Source organism: Lysobacter sp. Root667 (assembly GCF_001427715.1).
Classification (GTDB): domain Bacteria; phylum Pseudomonadota; class Gammaproteobacteria; order Xanthomonadales; family Xanthomonadaceae; genus Lysobacter.
On the sequence record NZ_LMHF01000009.1, the window covers coordinates 568,980 to 585,447 of the forward strand.

The following is a 16,468-nucleotide window of genomic DNA, read 5'->3' on the forward strand; positions in this document are numbered from 1 at the left end:
CTTGCATCTGCGACGGTGCTCGCGTGCTCAGGCCGCGCGCTGGCGCGCGATGAAGGCCGGCGTCTTCCGGGTCAGGAAGCCGTCGCCGTCGTGCAGCACGAACATCGCCGCGAGCTGGCGGCGGTTGGCGTAGGCCATGCCGGCCTGCGGCCCGAGCACCGCCAGCACCGTGGCCAGCCCGTCGGCCTGCATGCATTGCGGGTGCAAGACGCTGACCGAGGCCAGCGCGTGCGTCACCGGGCGACCGCTGCGCGGATCGACGGTGTGCGAATAGCGCCGGCCGTCATGATCGAAGTAACGCCGGTAGTCGCCTGAGGTCGCGATCGCATAACCGTCCAGCGTCAGCGCCGCGGCGCCGTCGTCGTCGCGCGCGTCGCCCGCGGGGCGTTCGACCGCGATCCGCCAGGCGCTGCCGTCGGGTTTGCGGCCGCGTCCGTAAAGTTCGCCGCCGACTTCGACCAGGAACGCAGCGACACCGCGTTCGCCCAGCCACTCGGCCACGCGGTCCACGCCGTAACCCTTGGCGATCGAGGAAAAATCCAGATAGAGGCCGCCGCTCTGGGTCGCGGTGCGCGCGAGCGGATCGAAGCCCACCCGTTGCCAGCCCACGCGCGACTGCGCCTGCGCGATGGCTGCGTCCGACGGCGCCGCAGCGCGCGCGCCGTCGGGGCCGAAGCCCCACAGATTGACCAGCGGCCCGATCGTGGGGTCGTAGGCGCCGCCACTGTCGGCGGCGAGTTTCAGCGCCGCGTCCAATACCGCGTAGAAGCCGTCGGGAAGCGCCTGCACCGTGCCGGCCTCGGCGCGGTTGTAGCGGCTGATCTCGGAGTCGGCTTCCCAGGTGCTCATCTGGGCGACGACTCCGTCCAGGCGGGCCTGGATGCCGTGCTCCAGTTCCGGCAGCGCGGCCGCGTCGGCGACCAGCTTCACCGACCATTGCGTGCCCATGCTGCGCCCGGCCAGCGCATGCACCCCGGTCGTGGCCGTGGCCGCCCGGGCTGCGGCGGGCTGGGGCGCGACGCCCCAGCTCGTGCCGCTCCATGTCATGCGGATGGTGGGCGGTCGCACGGCGTGTCGCGGCTTACTGCGCCAGCACTTCGAACACGGCGACGTAGCTCAGGCGACGCTGCTTGGCGTCCGGCAGCGTGGTCTTGGCGTCTTCGCTGGCGGTTTCCAGCCAGTACATGCCGGCCTGCGGCCAGGTCAGTTCGAACTTGCCGTCGGCGCCGGTGGTCAGCTGCATGTCGTTCTGCTGATCGCGGTAGCGGGTCGCGCCCGGCACCACTTCGATCTTCAGGCCCGCGGCCGGCTTGCCGTCGACCAGCAACTGGAACGTCGCCTTCTCGCCCGCGAACAGATCGTTCGGGTGAGTGACCGGGACCAGCTCGATGCCCTTGCCGCTGGTCTTGAACGCGGTGGTGGTCGGCGAGCCGACGGTGGCGAAGGTCTCGACCCGGCCCAGGCTTTCCGACGCGCTGATTTCGGTGGCGCCGGCCGGGATGCCGGTCTTGAAATCCTCGGCCTTGCCGCGCCAACGCTTGGCTTCGCCGTCGAGCTTGTAGCTGGCGAACATGCCTTCGTTGACCATCGCGATCTTGTAGGTGCCTTCCTGCGCCAGCTCGACGTCGAACACGCTGCGCAGCTTGCCGGTGGACGCGTTCTGCGGCTGCACCGCGCTGCCGTCCGGCGCGGTGATGCGCAGGCGTTCCAGCGGCAGCGCCACGTGGTTGAAGTAGAACAGGTCGTTGGATACGGCCGCATCGACCGTGAGCCAGGCGCCCTTGTCGGAGAACACGGTCTGCGACGGCTGCAGCCAGGCCTTGTGCGCCTGCGCGGAGGTGGCGAAGCCGAGCGCGGCGAGCGCGACGGCGGCGAGTTTGATCTTCATGGCGCAGCTCCTGAAATGGTGATGGTTCGTCGTAAGCGAAACAGGCGCGAGGTAGCGGCGCGGGCGCGCGCTGCCTCGCTGCGGATCAGGGTTTCACCGCCAGGCGCACCGCGCCCAGCTCGGTCTTGCCTTGCGCCGACAAGGTCTGCGCGCCGCCCTTGGCCGGCCACTGGAACGGGATGCTGAGCAGTTCGCGGCCGCCGACTTCGCGCGCGGCTTCGACCACCAGGGTGTACTGACCCGGCGCCAGCCCGGCCAGCGGCTTGCTGCCGCCCTTGAAGTTCAGGCTGTGCTGGCCGACCGCGCGAGTCGCGCCGCTGACGCCGTCGACCGGCATCTTCAGGCTGCGGCCGCTGCGTCGCCACCACTGGCGGATGTCCTTCAGCCACTTGCTGCCTTCGCCGTTCTTCATGTCGACGTCGTACCAGACCGCGAGGTCGGCGGCGACGCTGTTGTCGGGGCGCTCGATCCAGGCCGCGACGTAGGGGCGGTGGTACTCGGCGACTTTCAGGCGCGGGATCTCGATGCTGAGCTCGAGGTCGGCGGCGATCGCCGCCACCGGCATCGCCAGGGCGACGATCAGTGCGGTACGGGGCAACAACTTCATCGCAGGCTCCAAAGGGTCAATGCATGAAAAGGACGATCAGCAGCGCCGGCAGCGCCAGGCCGGCCGCGACCAGCGGCCAGGTCTTGCCGCGCTGGCGCGCGTGCAACTGCAGCAGCCACAGACCGGTCAGCGCGAACAGCAGGCAGGCGACCGCGAACAGGTCGATGAACCAGCGCCAGACCGCGCCGGTGTTGCGGCCCTTGTGCAGGTCGTTCAACCAGGCGATCCAGCCGCGACGGGTGACTTCGTATTCGATGGCGCCGCTCTCGCGGTCGATGCTGAGCCAGGCGTCGCCGCCGGGGCGCGGCAGCGAGACGTAGACCTCGCCGTCCGACCATTCCACGCTGCGGCCTTCGGTGTTCACGCCCAACTGCGCCGTGAGCCAGTCGCGCGCGCCGGCCGGCAGCGGCGCATCCGTCGCACGCTCGCCCTGCAGGCTGCGCAGGGCGCTCGCGGGCAGGGTGTCCTTGACCGTGACCACCTGCGGCTCGGCTTCGATCTGCGCGGCATGGTTGAGGGTGATGCCGGTCGCGGCGAACACCAGCAGCGCGAACAGGCTCAGCGCGGCGCTGATCCAATGCCAGCGGTGCAGGGTCTTGAGCCAGTACGCGCGCCGGTTCGGATCGCCGGCCTGGTTCGCGGGTTCGCGCGCGCGTGCGGCGTCGCTGGCGTTCAAGGCTCGCTCCAGCGCCGCAGCAGGTTGTGGTAGACGCCGGTCAGCTGCACCAGCGCGGGGTGCTCGGGCACATCCGCGGTCAGGCGCCGGATCGACACGTCGAGTTCGAACATCAGCCGGCGTTGCGCGTCCTCGCGCAGCAGGCTCTGGATCCAGAAGAACGAAGCCAGGCGCGCGCCGCGGGTGACCGGAGTGACCTTGTGCAGGCTGGTGCCGGGGTACAGCACCAGATCGCCGGCGGGCAGCTTGATGCTGTGGCTGCCGTAGGTGTCCTCGATGACCAGCTCGCCGCCGTCGTAGTCCTCCGGCGCGCTCAGGAACAAGGTCGCCGACAGATCGGTGCGCACCGTGTCCATGCCGCCGCGGCTGCGGTCGTAGCGGATCGCGTTGTCGACGTGGAAGCCGAACGCCTGGCCGCCTTCATAGCGGTTGAACAGCGGCGGGAACACGCGCTGGGGCAAGGCCGCGGAGAAGAAGGTCGGGTTCTTGGCCAGAGCATCGAGGATGATCGCCCCGAGCTCGCGCGCGACCGGATCGTTCTCGGGCAGTTGCGCGTTGTCCTTGGCCTTGGCCGACTGGTAGCCGGCGGTGATCCGGCCGTCGGCCCAACCGGCCTGCGCCAGCCGCTCGCGGCAATGCGCGACCTGTTCGACGCTGAGGACTTTGGGCACGTGCAGCAGCATGATTTTCCTCAATGCGGCCGCCCGGGAGGTCCCGGGCGGCGCGCGCGGACGGTGGGTCCGAGAGTATGACGTCCGGGATTAGAACGTGAAGTTGGCGCTCAATACCACCTGGCGCGTTTCGCCCGGCGTCGCCCAGCCGTTGTTGCGGATGCGGGTGTAGTACTCCTCGTCGGCCAGGTTGCTGACGTTGAGCTGCAGGGCGGCATTGCGGTTGATCTTGTAGTTGACCATCGCGCGGTGGGTCCAGTAGCTGTCGGCCGTGACCAGGGCGCCGTTGGGGTTGGTCGCGCTGTGCTGGGTCAGCCAGATCTTGCCCTGGTAGGTCGCGCCGTAGCCGATCTGCCACTTCGGCGACAGGTCGTAGGTGGTCCACAGGCTGAAGGAATGCTCCGGCACGTTCAGGAGGCGGTCGCCCTTGGCGTAGTCCAGACCCAGGCCGGCCTGGCGGTCGGACACGCCCTGCAGCACTTCGCTGTCCAGGTAGGCGTAGTTGGCGTAGACCGCCCAACGATCGGTGATCAGGCCGGACACGCCGAGCATCGCGCCGTCGACGCGCGCGCGGCCGTCGAGCTGCTGCGTGCCGGTCGGATTGCTCGGGTTGCCCGGATCGGAGACCTTGTAGTTCTTACGGTCGTTGCGGAACAGCGAACCGGTCAGCGCCAGGCGGCCGTCGAACAGATCCCACTTGGTGCCGATTTCGTAGTTGACCGCGGTTTCCGGATCGACCGTGCAGTTGGCGGTGCCGGTAGTGCTGATGAGCGTGCACGAACCGTTGACCGAAGCCTTGGACGGCGTCTTCGAGTTGCCGTAGGCGGCGTACACGCTCACGTTCTCGACCGGCTTGTAGACCAGGCCGGCGCGGTAGGAGAACAGGTCGTCGGTGTTCTTGGCCGGTACGCCGTAGCCGGTGACGGTGCCGATCGGCTGCGCCGGCAGCGGCGCGCCCACGGTGGTCGGCGCCAGCACGACGGTGGCGGTGTTGGTCTTGCCTTCGTTGTGCTCGTAGCGCGCGCCCAGGCTCAGCAGCCACTGCTCGCTGAACTTGATGGTGTCGAAAACGTAGAGGGCCTGGTTGTCCAGTTCGCCTTCGGTGCGGCCGGTCAGGGTGCGGTTGATCGGGCCGCGGTAGACGTTGTCCGGATTGAACATGTCCATCGTCGGCAGGCCGGCGATGTACGGGTTGGTGCCGTCGGCGTTGCGGAAATCGCTGGTGGTATCGAGGTCGAAGCTCTCGTGCATCACCGAGAAACCCGCGACCAAAGTGTGCTGCACCGCGCCGGTGTTGAACTCGGTGGTCAGGTCGGTCTGGGTGTAGAGCGTGGTGTTGCGGGTGTCGCGGCCGAAACCGCGCGGACCGCTGGGCAGGTAACGGCCCGGACCCACGCCGGCCGGGCAGGCGACGCCGAGCGGGGTGAGGCTGTTGGGCATGCACCAGGTGCCCTGGACCGCGTCCACCAGCGAGAACTGGTCGACCTGCTGCCAGCGCGTCAGGTTGCGCACCTTCATGGTGTCGCTGAAGTTGTGCTCCAGGATCGAGGTCAGCGAGTCGTACTCGATTTCCTGCTTGTCGATGTTCTTGTAGCCGTAGTAGGTCGACGGATCGATGCCCGGCAGCGGACCGCCGTTGAAGAAGGGCACGCCGTACTCGGGGATGTTGTCGTCTTCCTGGTGGACGTAGTTCAGGGTCCAGGTGGTGTTGCTGCCCAGGCCGAAGCTCAGCGAGGGCGCGATGCCCCAGCGCTCGTTGCGCTCGACGTCGCGGCCCGGGATGTCGTTCTGGTGCGCCATCACGTTGATGCGGAACGCGCTGCTGTCGCCGATCAGGAAGTTGCTGTCGGCGGTGACGCGAGCGTAGCTGTCGGTGCCGGCGGCGATGCTGGCGTGTTTGAACTCGGTCGCGCCGGCCGTCTTGCTGACCAGGTTGATGGTGCCGGCGACCGAGCCCGCGCCCGAATACACCGAGTTGGCGCCGTTGATGACCTCGACCGACTCCAGGTTGAAGGGATCGGTGCGGCTGTACAGACCGCTGTCGCGCACGCCGTCGACGGTGATGTCGTTGCTGGCGTCGAAGCCGCGCAGGTTGATCTTGTCGCCGAAACCGCCGCCGCCTTCGCCGGCGCCGAAGGTGATGCCCGGCAGGGTGGCCATGATGTCCTGCAACGACAGCAGATTCTGGCCGTCGATGGTGCTGCGGTCGATCACGGTGATCGTCTGCGGCGTGTCGCGCAGCGGCGCGGTGTACTTGCCCGAGCTGGCCTTCTGGACCTTCACGCCACGGACTTCGACGCCGTCGAGGTCCTTGGCCTGGGGGTCGGGCGCCGGTGCGGCGGCGGCGGGAAGGCTGAGAGCGAGAGCAAGTGCGCCGGCGAGCGGCGACACGACGAACTTCGTGGTCGACATGGGGGATTTCCGTGAACCGAGGGGTGCGGCGGCCTGGGCCGCGTCAACCGGGAATATTAATGAGATCGATTCGCATTTGCAACGGAAAGTGAACGGGCGAATCGCAGCGAGCGGAGCGGAATAGCTCCAGGAGCGGCGGTCCGACCCAAGGACGCATTGGGGAGGTGCTCTGCCGACTGTCGGAGAGCTATCGCGACGAAGCCATTCGGCGAGCGGCCGTGGCTAAAACCCGACCTTGCGCGGACGCACGGCCGGCCGGATTGCGCGCTGTCGCGCGCCTCGCGCGTGGACTAAGTGAGGCCAGGACGCGAGCGGGCAGCCGCCGATCGGGAGACGGTGCCGGGGCCCGGGGAACGCATCAGGCGCGGTCGTCGCGGGTCCAGATCCCGTCGTTCTCGACCTTGACCGGGAACTTGGTCACCGGGCTATAGGCCGGCGCGCACAGCGGGCGACCGTCGCGGATGTCGAACTTGGCTCCGTGCAGCACGCACTCGACCGTGGCTTCCTCGCCGTCGTAGTTGCCGGCCGAGAGTTCGAAGTCCTCATGCGAGCACTTGTCCTCCAGCGCGTAGTAGTCGCCGTCGTAGTTGCAGACCAGGATCGGCGTGTCGCCGTCCCAGGCCACGGTGGACTCGCCCGGCAGCAGCTGCGAGGTGGCGCAAACGAAAACCCAGTCGCCCATGGCGTGCTCTCGAAAATCCGGGGTTGGGGATGCGGGATCGGCGGCGGACTCGCTCGGCGAATCCCGGCTCCCGACGCTTAGAACGTTTTTTCCAGAACCTCGAAACGCAGATCGTCGCGCTTGGGCAGGCCGAAGCGCGTATCGCCGTACGGGAACGGCTTGATCTGGCCGGTGCGGCGGTAGCCGCGGCGTTCGTAGTAGGCGATCAGTTCGCTGCGGATGTCGATCACGGTCATGCGCATCGCCGGCAGCTTCCAGTCCTCGCGCGCGATGCGTTCGGCCTCGTTGATGACGATCTTGCCGATGCCGCCGCCCTGCAGGTTCGGGCGCACCGAGAACATGCCGAAGTAGCCGGCGCCGTCCTCGATCGCGACATGCGCGCAGGCCAGCAGTTCCGGCGCAGCGCCGTCGGCTCCCGGGCGCTCGGCGATCAGCAGCACGCTCTGCGGGCGATCGATGCACTCGGCGATATCGTCGGCGCCGGTGCGGCGGCCGTCGAGGTAGTCGGCTTCGGTGGTCCAGCCGGCGCGGCTGCTGTCGCCGCGGTAGGCGGACTCGACCAGCGCGACCAGGGCGTCGGTGTCGGCGTGGGTGGCGGGACGGAAACTTAGGGTCGTGTCGTTCATGCGAGCAGTTTGCGGACTTTATTCAAGGCGGCGACGAAGGCGTCGACCTCGTCGAAGGTGTTGTAGTACGCCAGCGAGGCGCGGCAGGTCGCGGGCACGCCGAAATGATGCATCAGCGGATGCGCGCAGTGATGGCCGGAGCGGATCGCGACGCCTTCCAGGTCGAGCAGGGTCGCCAGATCGTGCGCGTGCGCGCCCTCGACCAGAAAGCTGATCACCGCGGCCTTGTCCGGAGCCTGGCCGAAGATGCGCAGGCCGGGCACTTGGGACAACGCGCGGGTGGCGTGGTCGAGCAGGGCCTGCTCGCGCGCTTCGACGTGGTGCATGCCCAGCGCCGACAGATAGTCGACCGCCGCGCCGAGGCCGATGAAACCGGCGATGTTGGGCGTTCCGGCTTCGAACTTGTGCGGGGCGTCGTTGAACACGGTGCCTTCGAAGCGCACTTCCTTGATCATCTCGCCGCCGCCGAGGAAGGGCGGCATCTCGGCCAGGTGCTCGCGGCGCGCCCATAGCGCGCCGGTGCCGGTCGGGCCGCTCATCTTGTGGCCGGTGATGGCGTAGAAATCGCAGCCGATCGCGGCGATGTCGAGTGCACGGTGCGGCGCGGCCTGCGAGCCGTCGACCACGCTGACGATGCCGCGCTTGCGCGCTTCGCGGCAGATCTCGCGCACCGGATTGACCGTGCCCAGCACGTTGGAGACGTGGGTCAGGGCGAGCAGCTTCACTTCCGGGGTCAGCAATGAATACAGCTGCGCCAGGTCCAGCCGGCCGAGCTCGTCGATCTCGGCGACCTTGATGATGGCGCCGGTGCGCTGGGCGACCAACTGCCAGGGCACGATGTTGGCATGGTGCTCCATGCGGGTGAGCACGATCGCGTCGCCCGGCCGCAGCCGCGGCAGCGCCCAGGAATAGGCGACCAGGTTCAGGGCGAAGGTGGTGCCGCTGCACAGCACCAGCTCGTCGGCGCGCACGTTGAGGAACCTGGCGAGCTTGCCGCGCGCACCCTCGTAGGCCTCGGTGGCTTCGGTGCCTAGCGCGTGCACCGCGCGGCTGACGTTGGCGTTGTGGTGGCGGTAGAAGTCGTCGACCGCGGCGATCACGGCCTCGGGCTTCTGTCCGGTATTGGCCGAATCCAGATACACCAGCGGCTTGCCGTGGACTTCGCGGCTCAGCAGCGGGAAGTCGGCGCGGACCGCGGCCCAGTCGATTGCGGCGGCTGGGGCGTTCATGCGCTTGCGACCTCTTCCAGCGCCGTCAGTGCGGCGTCGAGGCGCGCTTCCAGGGTCGCGCGCAATTGCGGGTCTTCGAACACGGACAGGGTTTCGCGGCAGAACGCGGCGGTCAGCAGCGCCCGCGCTTGCTCGGCGGGCAGGCCGCGCGAGCGCAGATAGAACAGGGCGTTGCCGTCGAGTTGGCCGACGGTGGCGCCGTGCGCGGCCTGGACTTCGTCGGCGTGGATCTCCAGCACCGGTTGGGTGTCGATCTCCGCGCCTTCGGACAACAGCAGGTTCTTGTTCGACAGCATCGCGGCGGTGCCGTCGGCGCCTTCGCGGATCAGGATGCCGCCGTGGAACGCAGCGCGCGAACGGCCTGCGCCCATGCCGCGCCAGACCAGGTCGCAGCGGCTGTCGCGGCCGACGTGGTCGATACCCAGGCGGGTGTCGAGGTGGCGCTTGCCGGTCGCCAGCAGCACGCCGTTGGCGTGCAACTGCGCGGCCTCGCCGTGCAGGGCGACGTTGAGCTCGTGCCGCGACAGCGCGGCACCCAGTTCCAGGTCGAGGCGGCGGTAGACCGATTCGCGCGACAGCACCGCGTCGGTGCGTGCGATCGCGACGGCGCTCGCGGCCTCGTCCTGCACGCGTGCATGCGAGAGCGTCGCGCGCGGCGCCAGATGCACGTGGCTGAGGCTGTTGCCGAGATGGCTGTGGCTGCCGGCACCGAGCGTATGCTCGATCAGGGTCAGGGCCGCGCCTTCCTGCAGTTCGATCAGGTTGCGCAGGTGCCAGGCGATGTCGCCCGCGACAGGCGCGCCGACGAAGACCAGGTGCACGGTGCCGGCCTGCACGCCGGCCTCGACCCGCAGCACGGCGCCGTCGTCGGCGAGGGCGGCGTTGATCCGGGCGAAGATCTCTTCGGGACGCTCGAAGCGGCGTTCCAGGAAATTGGATGCGCGCGCGTCGTCGCCGGCCAGCAGCTGCGACAGCGGGCGCAGCGACACACCGGCGGCGAGGCCGTCGAGGTCGGAGTGCGCGGCGTCGTAGCGGCCGTTGTTGAACACCAGCCGCGGCGCCGGGATCGTCGCAAGCAGCGCGTCGTCGAAGGCGCCGGCCTGCGGCTGCGCGTAGCTGCGACGCTCCAGATTGCGCAGAGGGGTGTACTTCCAGGCTTCGCTGCGCGCATGCGGCAGGCCGGCCTGGAGCGCGCTTTCCATGGCCTGCACGCGCGCAGGGCCGTGCAGGCGCTGGCGTTGCAGCAGCGGGTTCAGCGCTTCGGAGAAGGAATCGAGCAGTGCGCTCATGTCAGGCCACCGCGGTCGGCGCGATGCGGTCCTTGAGCCAGGCGTAGCCGTGCGCTTCCAGCTCCAGCGCCAGCTCCGGCCCGCCGCTCTCGACGATGCGGCCGTCGGCGAGCACGTGCACCACGTCGGGCTTGATGTAGTCCAGCAGGCGCTGGTAGTGGGTGATCACCAGGAACGCGCGGTCGGGCGCACGCAGGGCGTTGACGCCCTCGGCGACGTTCTTCAGCGCGTCGATGTCGAGACCGGAGTCGGTCTCGTCGAGGATCGCCAGCTTGGGTTCCAGCACGGCCATCTGGAAGATCTCGTTGCGCTTCTTCTCGCCGCCGCTGAAGCCTTCGTTGACGCCGCGGTTGAGCAGTTCGTCCTTCAGGTGCAGCACTGCCAGCTTCTCGCGCACCAGCTTGAGGAACTGCATCGAGTCCAGTTCGGCCTGGCCGCGCGCCTTGCGCTGGGCGTTGAGCGCGGCGCGCAGGAAGTAGGTGTTGTTGACGCCGGCGATCTCGACCGGGTACTGGAAGGCCAGGAACACGCCTTCGGCGGCGCGTTCTTCCGGCTCCAGCGCGAGCAGGTCGCGGCCCTGGAACGTCACCGAGCCCTCGACCACCTCGTAGCCTTCGCGCCCGGCGATAACGTTGCCCAGGGTCGACTTGCCGGCGCCGTTGGGCCCCATGACCGCGTGCACCTGGCCCGGCTGCAGTTCCAGCGAGAGGCCCTTGAGGATGTCCTTGCCGGCGACTCGGACGTGGAGGTTTTCGATCTTGAGCATCTTCTTCGTATCCAGTGGTGGAGCGGCATCCCGGTTGCCGGGAGCCGCTTATAGCCCCTCTCCCGCGTGCGGGAGAGGGGTTGGGGTGAGGGTCGCGGCGGTCCGCTTGCCCTCATCCGCCCTTCGGGCACCTTCTCAGCCTTGCACACCCTTCGGGCGCCGCTCGCGGGAGAAGGGCAAAGCAAACTCCTGCTCGCGGGAGCAGGCACAGCAGAATCGTCAGCCGACGGAACCTTCCAGGCTGACTTCCAGCAACTTCTTGGCCTCGACCGCGAACTCCATCGGCAGTTCCTTGAACACCGACTTGCAGAAGCCGTCGACGATCATCGACACCGCGTCCTCCTGGCCGATGCCGCGGCTGCGGCAATAGAACAGCTGGTCGTCGCTGATCTTGGAGGTGGTAGCCTCGTGCTCGACGGTGGCGTTGGGGTGGCGGACTTCGATGTAGGGGAAGGTGTGGGCGCCGCACTTCTTGCCGATCAGCAGGCTGTCGCATTGGGTGTGGTTGCGCGCGCCTTCGGCGCTGCGCTCGACCTTGACCAGGCCGCGGTAGGTGTTCTGGCCGCGGCCGGCGCTGATGCCCTTGCTGACGATCTTGGACTTGGTGCGCTTGCCGACGTGGATCATCTTGGTGCCGGTGTCGGCCTGCTGGCGGTGATGGGTCAGGGCCACCGAATAGAACTCGCCGCTGGAATCGTCGCCGATCAGCACGCAGGACGGATACTTCCAGGTGATCGCCGAACCGGTTTCGACCTGGGTCCAGCTGATCTTGCTGCGCGCGCCACGGCATTCGCCGCGCTTGGTGACGAAGTTGTAGATGCCGCCGACGCCGTTCTCGTCGCCGGGGTACCAGTTCTGCACGGTCGAATACTTGATCTCGGCGTCTTCCAGCGCGACCAGCTCGACCACCGCCGCGTGCAGCTGGTTCTCGTCGCGCATCGGCGCGGTGCAGCCTTCGAGGTAGCTGACGTAGCTCTTATCCTCGGCCACGATCAGGGTGCGCTCGAACTGGCCGGTGTTGAGGGCGTTGATGCGGAAGTAGGTGCTCAGCTCCATCGGGCAGCGCACGCCCTTGGGGATGAACACGAAGCTGCCGTCGGAGAACACCGCCGAATTGAGCGCGGCGAAGTAATTGTCGTGGGTCGGCACCACGCTGCCGAGATACTTCTGCACCAATTCGGGGTGCTCGCGGATCGCCTCGGACATCGAGCAGAAGATCACGCCCTTCTCGGCCAGTTCCTTGCGGAAGGTGGTGCCGACCGAAACCGAGTCGAACACCGCGTCGACCGCGACGCCGGCGAGCTTGGCGCGTTCGTGCAGCGGCACGCCGAGCTTGTCGTAGGTGTCGATCAGTTCCTGCGGCACCTCGTCCAGCGAGGCGTACTTGGCCTTGGGCGCGGAGTAGTAGCTCACGCCCTGGAAGTCGATCGGGGCGATGTTGAGCTTGGCCCAGTGCGGCATCGGCATGGTCAGCCAATGCCGGTACGCGGCCAGGCGCCAGTCCAGCATCCACTGCGGCTCTTCCTTCTTGGCCGAAAGCGCACGGATGATGTCTTCGCTGAGCCCGGGCGGCAGGCTGTCGGATTCGATGTCGGTGACGAAGCCGGCCTCGTAGCGGCGGCCGAGCTGCTCGTGGATCGCTTCGTTCTGGAGCGGGCGGTCGGCGAGGTCGGTGGCGGGCGCGGCGATGGGGGCGGTCTTTTCGATGATGTCGGTGGCCATGGGGCTGCCTACTGTCTATGCGTTGGCCAGGTGCAGTGCGATGCGCCTGGTTTCGGGTTCGGGCGGCGGCGCGGGAGGCGCCAGCATCTGCGCCAGGGTCACGCTGCGCAGGGCTTCGACCACGACGTCGTTGATGCGGCGCCAGTTGGCGCGCACGCCGCACTGCTGCTCGATGCCGCAGTTGCCGGCGTGGACGCTGCACTCGGTCATGCCGAGCGGACCCTCCATGGCCTCGACGATTTCGATCAGGCCGATCTCCTGGGCCGGGCGCGCCAGGCGATAGCCGCCGTTGGCGCCGCGGAAGCCCTCGACTAGGCCGGCCTGGGCCAGCGGCTTGAGCAGTTTGCTCACGGTCGGCGTTTCCAGGCCGGCGCGCTCGGCCAGTTCCGAGGCGCTGAGCACGGCATCGGGCACGCCTTCCAATTGGGCGGCGAGCACGGTCAGGACGACCGTCGCGTAGTCGGTGAGTTTGGTGACGCGGAGCATCGGCGTGGGGTCGGTTTAATCCGTACCGGAATTGTACGGTTTAAGGCCGGCCAGGGCCAGCACCCGCATTCAGGTAGGGCGGGGTTGGCGAGCCTGGGCTGCGGGACGGGTCCGGTCGAGGTGGGCGGGTTGGGGTGGCCGGGTGCGAGGGATTCTCCGGGGCGGGCGTTCGACCCGGCCGGGAGGGGGCCGGTATCGGTCGTGGCCGGCACTTATTGCGTGACCCGAGCCGAGGCGTCTGAAAGCGACGGGTCTCCGGCACAGGATGGCGTGCGTGGCGTGGCCGAACGGAGCGGGCATCGGGCCTTGGGCGATGCCGTGCACAGCACAGGCCCGCGGAGCAGGCGAGTTGCGCCGAGCGTCGCGACGAAAGCGGAACAGTCGTCGCGGCCGGTGCATGCGGGCGATGGCCGCGGACCTGCATTTGCGGTCAAAATGCCGGCTCGTCTCTTCTGGATTACCGCATGCCGCGCAAGATCGCCGCCCGCCGTTCCGCCATCCACGGTAACGGCGTCTTCGCCGTCAATCCGATCGCCAAGGGCGAACGCGTAATCGAATACAAGGGTAGCCGCCGTACCCACGAAGAGGTCGATGCGGGCGATTCCGGCGACACCGACTCCGGTCACACCTTCCTGTTCACGCTCAACGACGAGTACGTGATCGACGCCAACTTCGAAGGCAACAGCGCGCGCTGGATCAACCACAGCTGCGCGCCGAACTGCGAAGCCGTGCTGGACGAGGACGAGGGCGACGACCGCCGCAAGGACCGGGTATTCATCGAGGCGATTCGCGCCATCGCGCCGGGCGAGGAGCTGTCCTACAACTACGGCATCACCCTGGCCGAGAAGCACACCAAGCGTCTGAAGAAGATCTGGGAATGCCGCTGCGGCGCGGAAAACTGCACCGGCACCATGCTGCAGCCGAAGAAGGACAAGAAAGACAAGAAGAATAAGAAGAAGGACAAGGACAAGAAGAAAAAGAAGGACAAGAAGAAGTCCAAGAAGGATTGAGGCCTCGCGCCCGTTAGCACGGGCGCGGCGGCTGGGATCGGACGGCTTTGGGGTAGGAGCGGCGTGAGCCGCGACCGCGCCCTCCGCCTGCGACGCCCTCTCGATGTCGCGATCGCGGCTCACGCCGCTCCCACAGGAAGCCCTTCGCGGCTCACGCCGCTCCCACAGGAAGCGATCGCGGCTCACGCCGCTCCTACAGGGAGCATCCGTCGCAGGGCCGGCTGGTACCAATGGCCGATGGCCGCCGCGGCTGTGCCCGCGGGACACTGCGGTCCCGCGCCGCAACACCGCGATAACGCACGGCGGCGACAATGGCCGCCCACGCGCCCGCCGCGGCCGCGTCCCCCCATCCGCATAGCATCCCCAGGAGTCGCCATGAGTTCGATCCAAGGCCAGGTCGCCGTCGTCACCGGAGCCGCCAGCGGCATCGGCAAGGAAATCGCCCACGAACTGGCCCGCGCCGGCGCCGCGATCGCGATCGCCGATCTCAACCAGGCCGGTGCCCAGGCCGTGGCCGACGAGATCGTCGCCGCAGGGGGCCGAGCGATCGGCGTGGCCATGGACGTCACCGACGAGGCCGCGGTCGACGCCGGCATCGCGCGCGTGGTGGCCGAGCTCGGCGGCATCGACATCCTGGTGTCCAACGCCGGCATCCAGATCGTCAATCCGATCGAGAACTACGCCTTCGGCGATTGGAAGAAGATGCTGGCGATCCACCTCGACGGCGCCTTCCTGACCACCAAGGCGGCGTTGCCGCATATGTACAAGGACAACAAGGGCGGCACCGTGATCTACATGGGCTCGGTGCATTCGCACGAGGCCTCGCCGCTGAAGTCGGCCTACGTCACCGCCAAGCACGGCCTGCTGGGCCTGGCGCGGGTGCTGGCCAAGGAAGGCGCCAAGCACGGCGTGCGCAGCCACGTGGTCTGCCCGGGCTTCGTGCGCACCCCGCTGGTCGACAAGCAGATTCCGGAGCAGGCCAAGGAACTGGGCATCAGCGAGGACGAGGTGATCCGCAAGGTGATGCTGGGCAACACCGTCGACGGCGTGTTCACCACGGTCGAAGACGTGGCCAAGACCGTGCGCTTCCTGTCCGAGTTCCCGAGCGCGGCCCTGACAGGGCAGAGCATCGTGGTCAGCCACGGCTGGTACATGCAGTAAGGTCGGGGCATGGCGACGACTCCCGGCAAGCGTGCTTCCTCCGCGCCGCGCAAGCGCGCGGCCGCGAAACCCAGGCCCGCGAAACCCGATCCCGCGGCGGTGCCGCCGCCGCAGCGCCGGCCCGAGCGCACCGCCCTGGTCTTGCAGGGCGGCGGCGCGCTCGGCGCCTACCAGGCCGGCGTCTACCAGGGACTGGACGAAGCGGGGATCGCACCGGACTGGCTGGCCGGCACCTCGATCGGCGCCTTCAATACCGCGATCGTGGCCGGCAACGCGCCCGGGCGCCGGGTCGAGGCCCTGCGCGAGTTCTGGGACACGATCTCGCAGCCGACCCTGCTGCCGGCGACCACGCTGGGGCAGGAAGCGCGCTATGCCGGCCTCGGCGACGACCTGCGCGCCTGGCTCGACACCTGGGAGGCCTGGCGCGCCCTGGTCGAGGGCCAGCGCGGCTTCTACCGACCGCGCGGCCTGGAGTCGCTGGCGCCCGGCCCCGGCGACTCCAGCTGGTACGACACCTCGCCGATGATCGCGACCCTGGAGCGCATGGTCGATTTCGATCGCCTCAACGACGGCGGCATCCGGGTCTCGGTCGGTGCGGTCAATGTGCGTACCGGCAATCTCGAATACTTCGACAACACCCAGATGCGCCTGGACGCACGCCATATCCTCGCCTCCGGCGCGCTGCCGCCGGCGTTCCCGGCGGTCGAGATCGACGGCGAGTACTACTGGGACGGAGGTCTGGTCTCGAACACGCCGCTGTCGCAGGTGTTGGCCAGCGAGCCACGCCGCGACACCTTGGTGTTCCAGGTCGACCTGTGGAGCGCGCGGGGCGAGTTGCCGCAGACCCTGCTGGACGTCGCCGAGCGCCAGAAGGAGATCCAGTACTCCAGCCGCACCCGCCTGATCACCGAGACCCAGCGCGTGGCCCAGCATTACCGCCGGCTGCTGCGCGAGCTGCTCGAGGAAATCCCCGAGGACGTGCGCCGCAGCAATCCCTGGGCGCAGTACGCGGCGCAGTTGGCCTGCGACCGCCGCTACAGCGTGATCCACCTGATCTACCGCGATCGCGCCCGGATCGGGCACTTCAAGGACTACCAGTTCGGCCGGGTCGCGATGCGCGAGCACTGGCTGTCGGGCCAGGCCGACATCGCACGCGCGCTGGCCCATCCGGAATGGCTGGAACTGCCGACCGGCGAGGCTGCCTTCGTTTCGCACGACGCGACCGCCTGAGTCCCTGGCCTGC

General features: G+C 68.3%; 15 protein-coding genes and 1 pseudogene. 3 read left to right on the forward strand and 13 right to left on the reverse strand.

Going from position 1 to position 16,468, the window contains the following annotated elements:
* Positions 1 to 27 precede the first annotated feature (27 nt).
* The 13 genes from ASD78_RS06260 to ASD78_RS06320 all read right to left on the reverse strand — a co-directional run bounded on the left by ASD78_RS06260 (position 28) and on the right by ASD78_RS06320 (position 13,054).
* The gene (locus ASD78_RS06260; RefSeq protein ID WP_235566451.1) at positions 28 to 1,068 is read right to left on the reverse strand and encodes an FAD:protein FMN transferase; all 1,041 of its coding nucleotides are present in this window, start codon (positions 1,066 to 1,068) and stop codon (positions 28 to 30) included.
* A gap of 13 nt (positions 1,069 to 1,081) precedes the next feature.
* A complete protein-coding gene (locus ASD78_RS06265) occupies positions 1,082 to 1,888 on the reverse strand; it encodes a DUF4198 domain-containing protein (RefSeq protein WP_056099218.1) in 807 nt (268 codons plus the stop codon).
* Between the two features lie 85 nt (positions 1,889 to 1,973).
* On the reverse strand, positions 1,974 to 2,495 hold the full coding sequence (locus ASD78_RS06270) for a DUF2271 domain-containing protein (RefSeq protein WP_055903183.1): 522 nt from the start codon (positions 2,493 to 2,495) through the stop codon (positions 1,974 to 1,976).
* A 16-nt stretch (positions 2,496 to 2,511) separates the two neighbouring features.
* On the reverse strand, positions 2,512 to 3,171 hold the full coding sequence (locus ASD78_RS06275) for a PepSY-associated TM helix domain-containing protein (RefSeq protein WP_056099220.1): 660 nt from the start codon (positions 3,169 to 3,171) through the stop codon (positions 2,512 to 2,514).
* Complete coding sequence (locus ASD78_RS06280) at positions 3,168 to 3,854, reverse strand: Fe2+-dependent dioxygenase (protein ID WP_055903179.1); 687 nt, start codon at positions 3,852 to 3,854, stop codon at positions 3,168 to 3,170. The genes ASD78_RS06275 and ASD78_RS06280 overlap by 4 nt, the downstream gene beginning before the upstream one ends.
* Positions 3,855 to 3,932: 78 nt before the next feature.
* Positions 3,933 to 6,254 carry a TonB-dependent siderophore receptor gene (locus ASD78_RS06285; protein WP_056099223.1) on the reverse strand — a complete coding sequence of 774 codons (2,322 nt, stop codon included), beginning with the start codon at positions 6,252 to 6,254 and terminating at the stop codon, positions 3,933 to 3,935.
* 358 nt (positions 6,255 to 6,612) lie between these two features.
* On the reverse strand, positions 6,613 to 6,936 hold the full coding sequence (locus ASD78_RS06290) for a non-heme iron oxygenase ferredoxin subunit (RefSeq protein ID WP_055903174.1): 324 nt from the start codon (positions 6,934 to 6,936) through the stop codon (positions 6,613 to 6,615).
* A 77-nt stretch (positions 6,937 to 7,013) separates the two neighbouring features.
* The gene (locus ASD78_RS06295) at positions 7,014 to 7,562 is read right to left on the reverse strand and encodes a GNAT family N-acetyltransferase (protein WP_055903172.1); all 549 of its coding nucleotides are present in this window, start codon (positions 7,560 to 7,562) and stop codon (positions 7,014 to 7,016) included.
* Entirely contained in the window at positions 7,559 to 8,791 is a 1,233-nt protein-coding gene (locus ASD78_RS06300; protein WP_055903171.1) for a cysteine desulfurase, read from the reverse strand. The genes ASD78_RS06295 and ASD78_RS06300 overlap by 4 nt, the downstream gene beginning before the upstream one ends.
* Positions 8,788 to 9,993 (reverse strand): Fe-S cluster assembly protein SufD, encoded by a 1,206-nt coding sequence (gene sufD, locus ASD78_RS06305; RefSeq protein ID WP_235566465.1) that lies wholly within the window; start codon positions 9,991 to 9,993, stop codon positions 8,788 to 8,790. The genes ASD78_RS06300 and sufD overlap by 4 nt, the downstream gene beginning before the upstream one ends.
* 88 nt (positions 9,994 to 10,081) lie before the next feature.
* Positions 10,082 to 10,846, reverse strand: coding sequence for a Fe-S cluster assembly ATPase SufC (gene sufC, locus ASD78_RS06310; protein WP_055903167.1), 765 nt, complete (start codon positions 10,844 to 10,846; stop codon positions 10,082 to 10,084).
* A gap of 219 nt (positions 10,847 to 11,065) precedes the next feature.
* Entirely contained in the window at positions 11,066 to 12,568 is a 1,503-nt protein-coding gene (gene sufB / locus ASD78_RS06315; protein ID WP_055903165.1) for a Fe-S cluster assembly protein SufB, read from the reverse strand.
* A gap of 15 nt (positions 12,569 to 12,583) precedes the next feature.
* Positions 12,584 to 13,054 carry an SUF system Fe-S cluster assembly regulator gene (locus tag ASD78_RS06320; protein WP_056099229.1) on the reverse strand — a complete coding sequence of 157 codons (471 nt, stop codon included), beginning with the start codon at positions 13,052 to 13,054 and terminating at the stop codon, positions 12,584 to 12,586.
* Positions 13,055 to 13,518: 464 nt separating this feature from the next.
* On the opposite strand from ASD78_RS06320, the pseudogene ASD78_RS06325 reads away from it, so the two are divergent.
* The 3 genes and pseudogenes from ASD78_RS06325 to ASD78_RS06335 form a co-directional block, all read left to right on the forward strand.
* Positions 13,519 to 13,983: pseudogene (locus ASD78_RS06325) on the forward strand (SET domain-containing protein-lysine N-methyltransferase); the annotation flags it as partial.
* A gap of 456 nt (positions 13,984 to 14,439) precedes the next feature.
* Positions 14,440 to 15,225: a 3-hydroxybutyrate dehydrogenase gene (locus ASD78_RS06330; RefSeq protein WP_056099232.1), complete on the forward strand. Its 786-nt coding sequence runs from the start codon at positions 14,440 to 14,442 to the stop codon at positions 15,223 to 15,225.
* A 9-nt stretch (positions 15,226 to 15,234) separates the two neighbouring features.
* Positions 15,235 to 16,455 carry a patatin-like phospholipase family protein gene (locus ASD78_RS06335; protein ID WP_056099234.1) on the forward strand — a complete coding sequence of 407 codons (1,221 nt, stop codon included), beginning with the start codon at positions 15,235 to 15,237 and terminating at the stop codon, positions 16,453 to 16,455.
* Positions 16,456 to 16,468 lie beyond the last annotated feature (13 nt).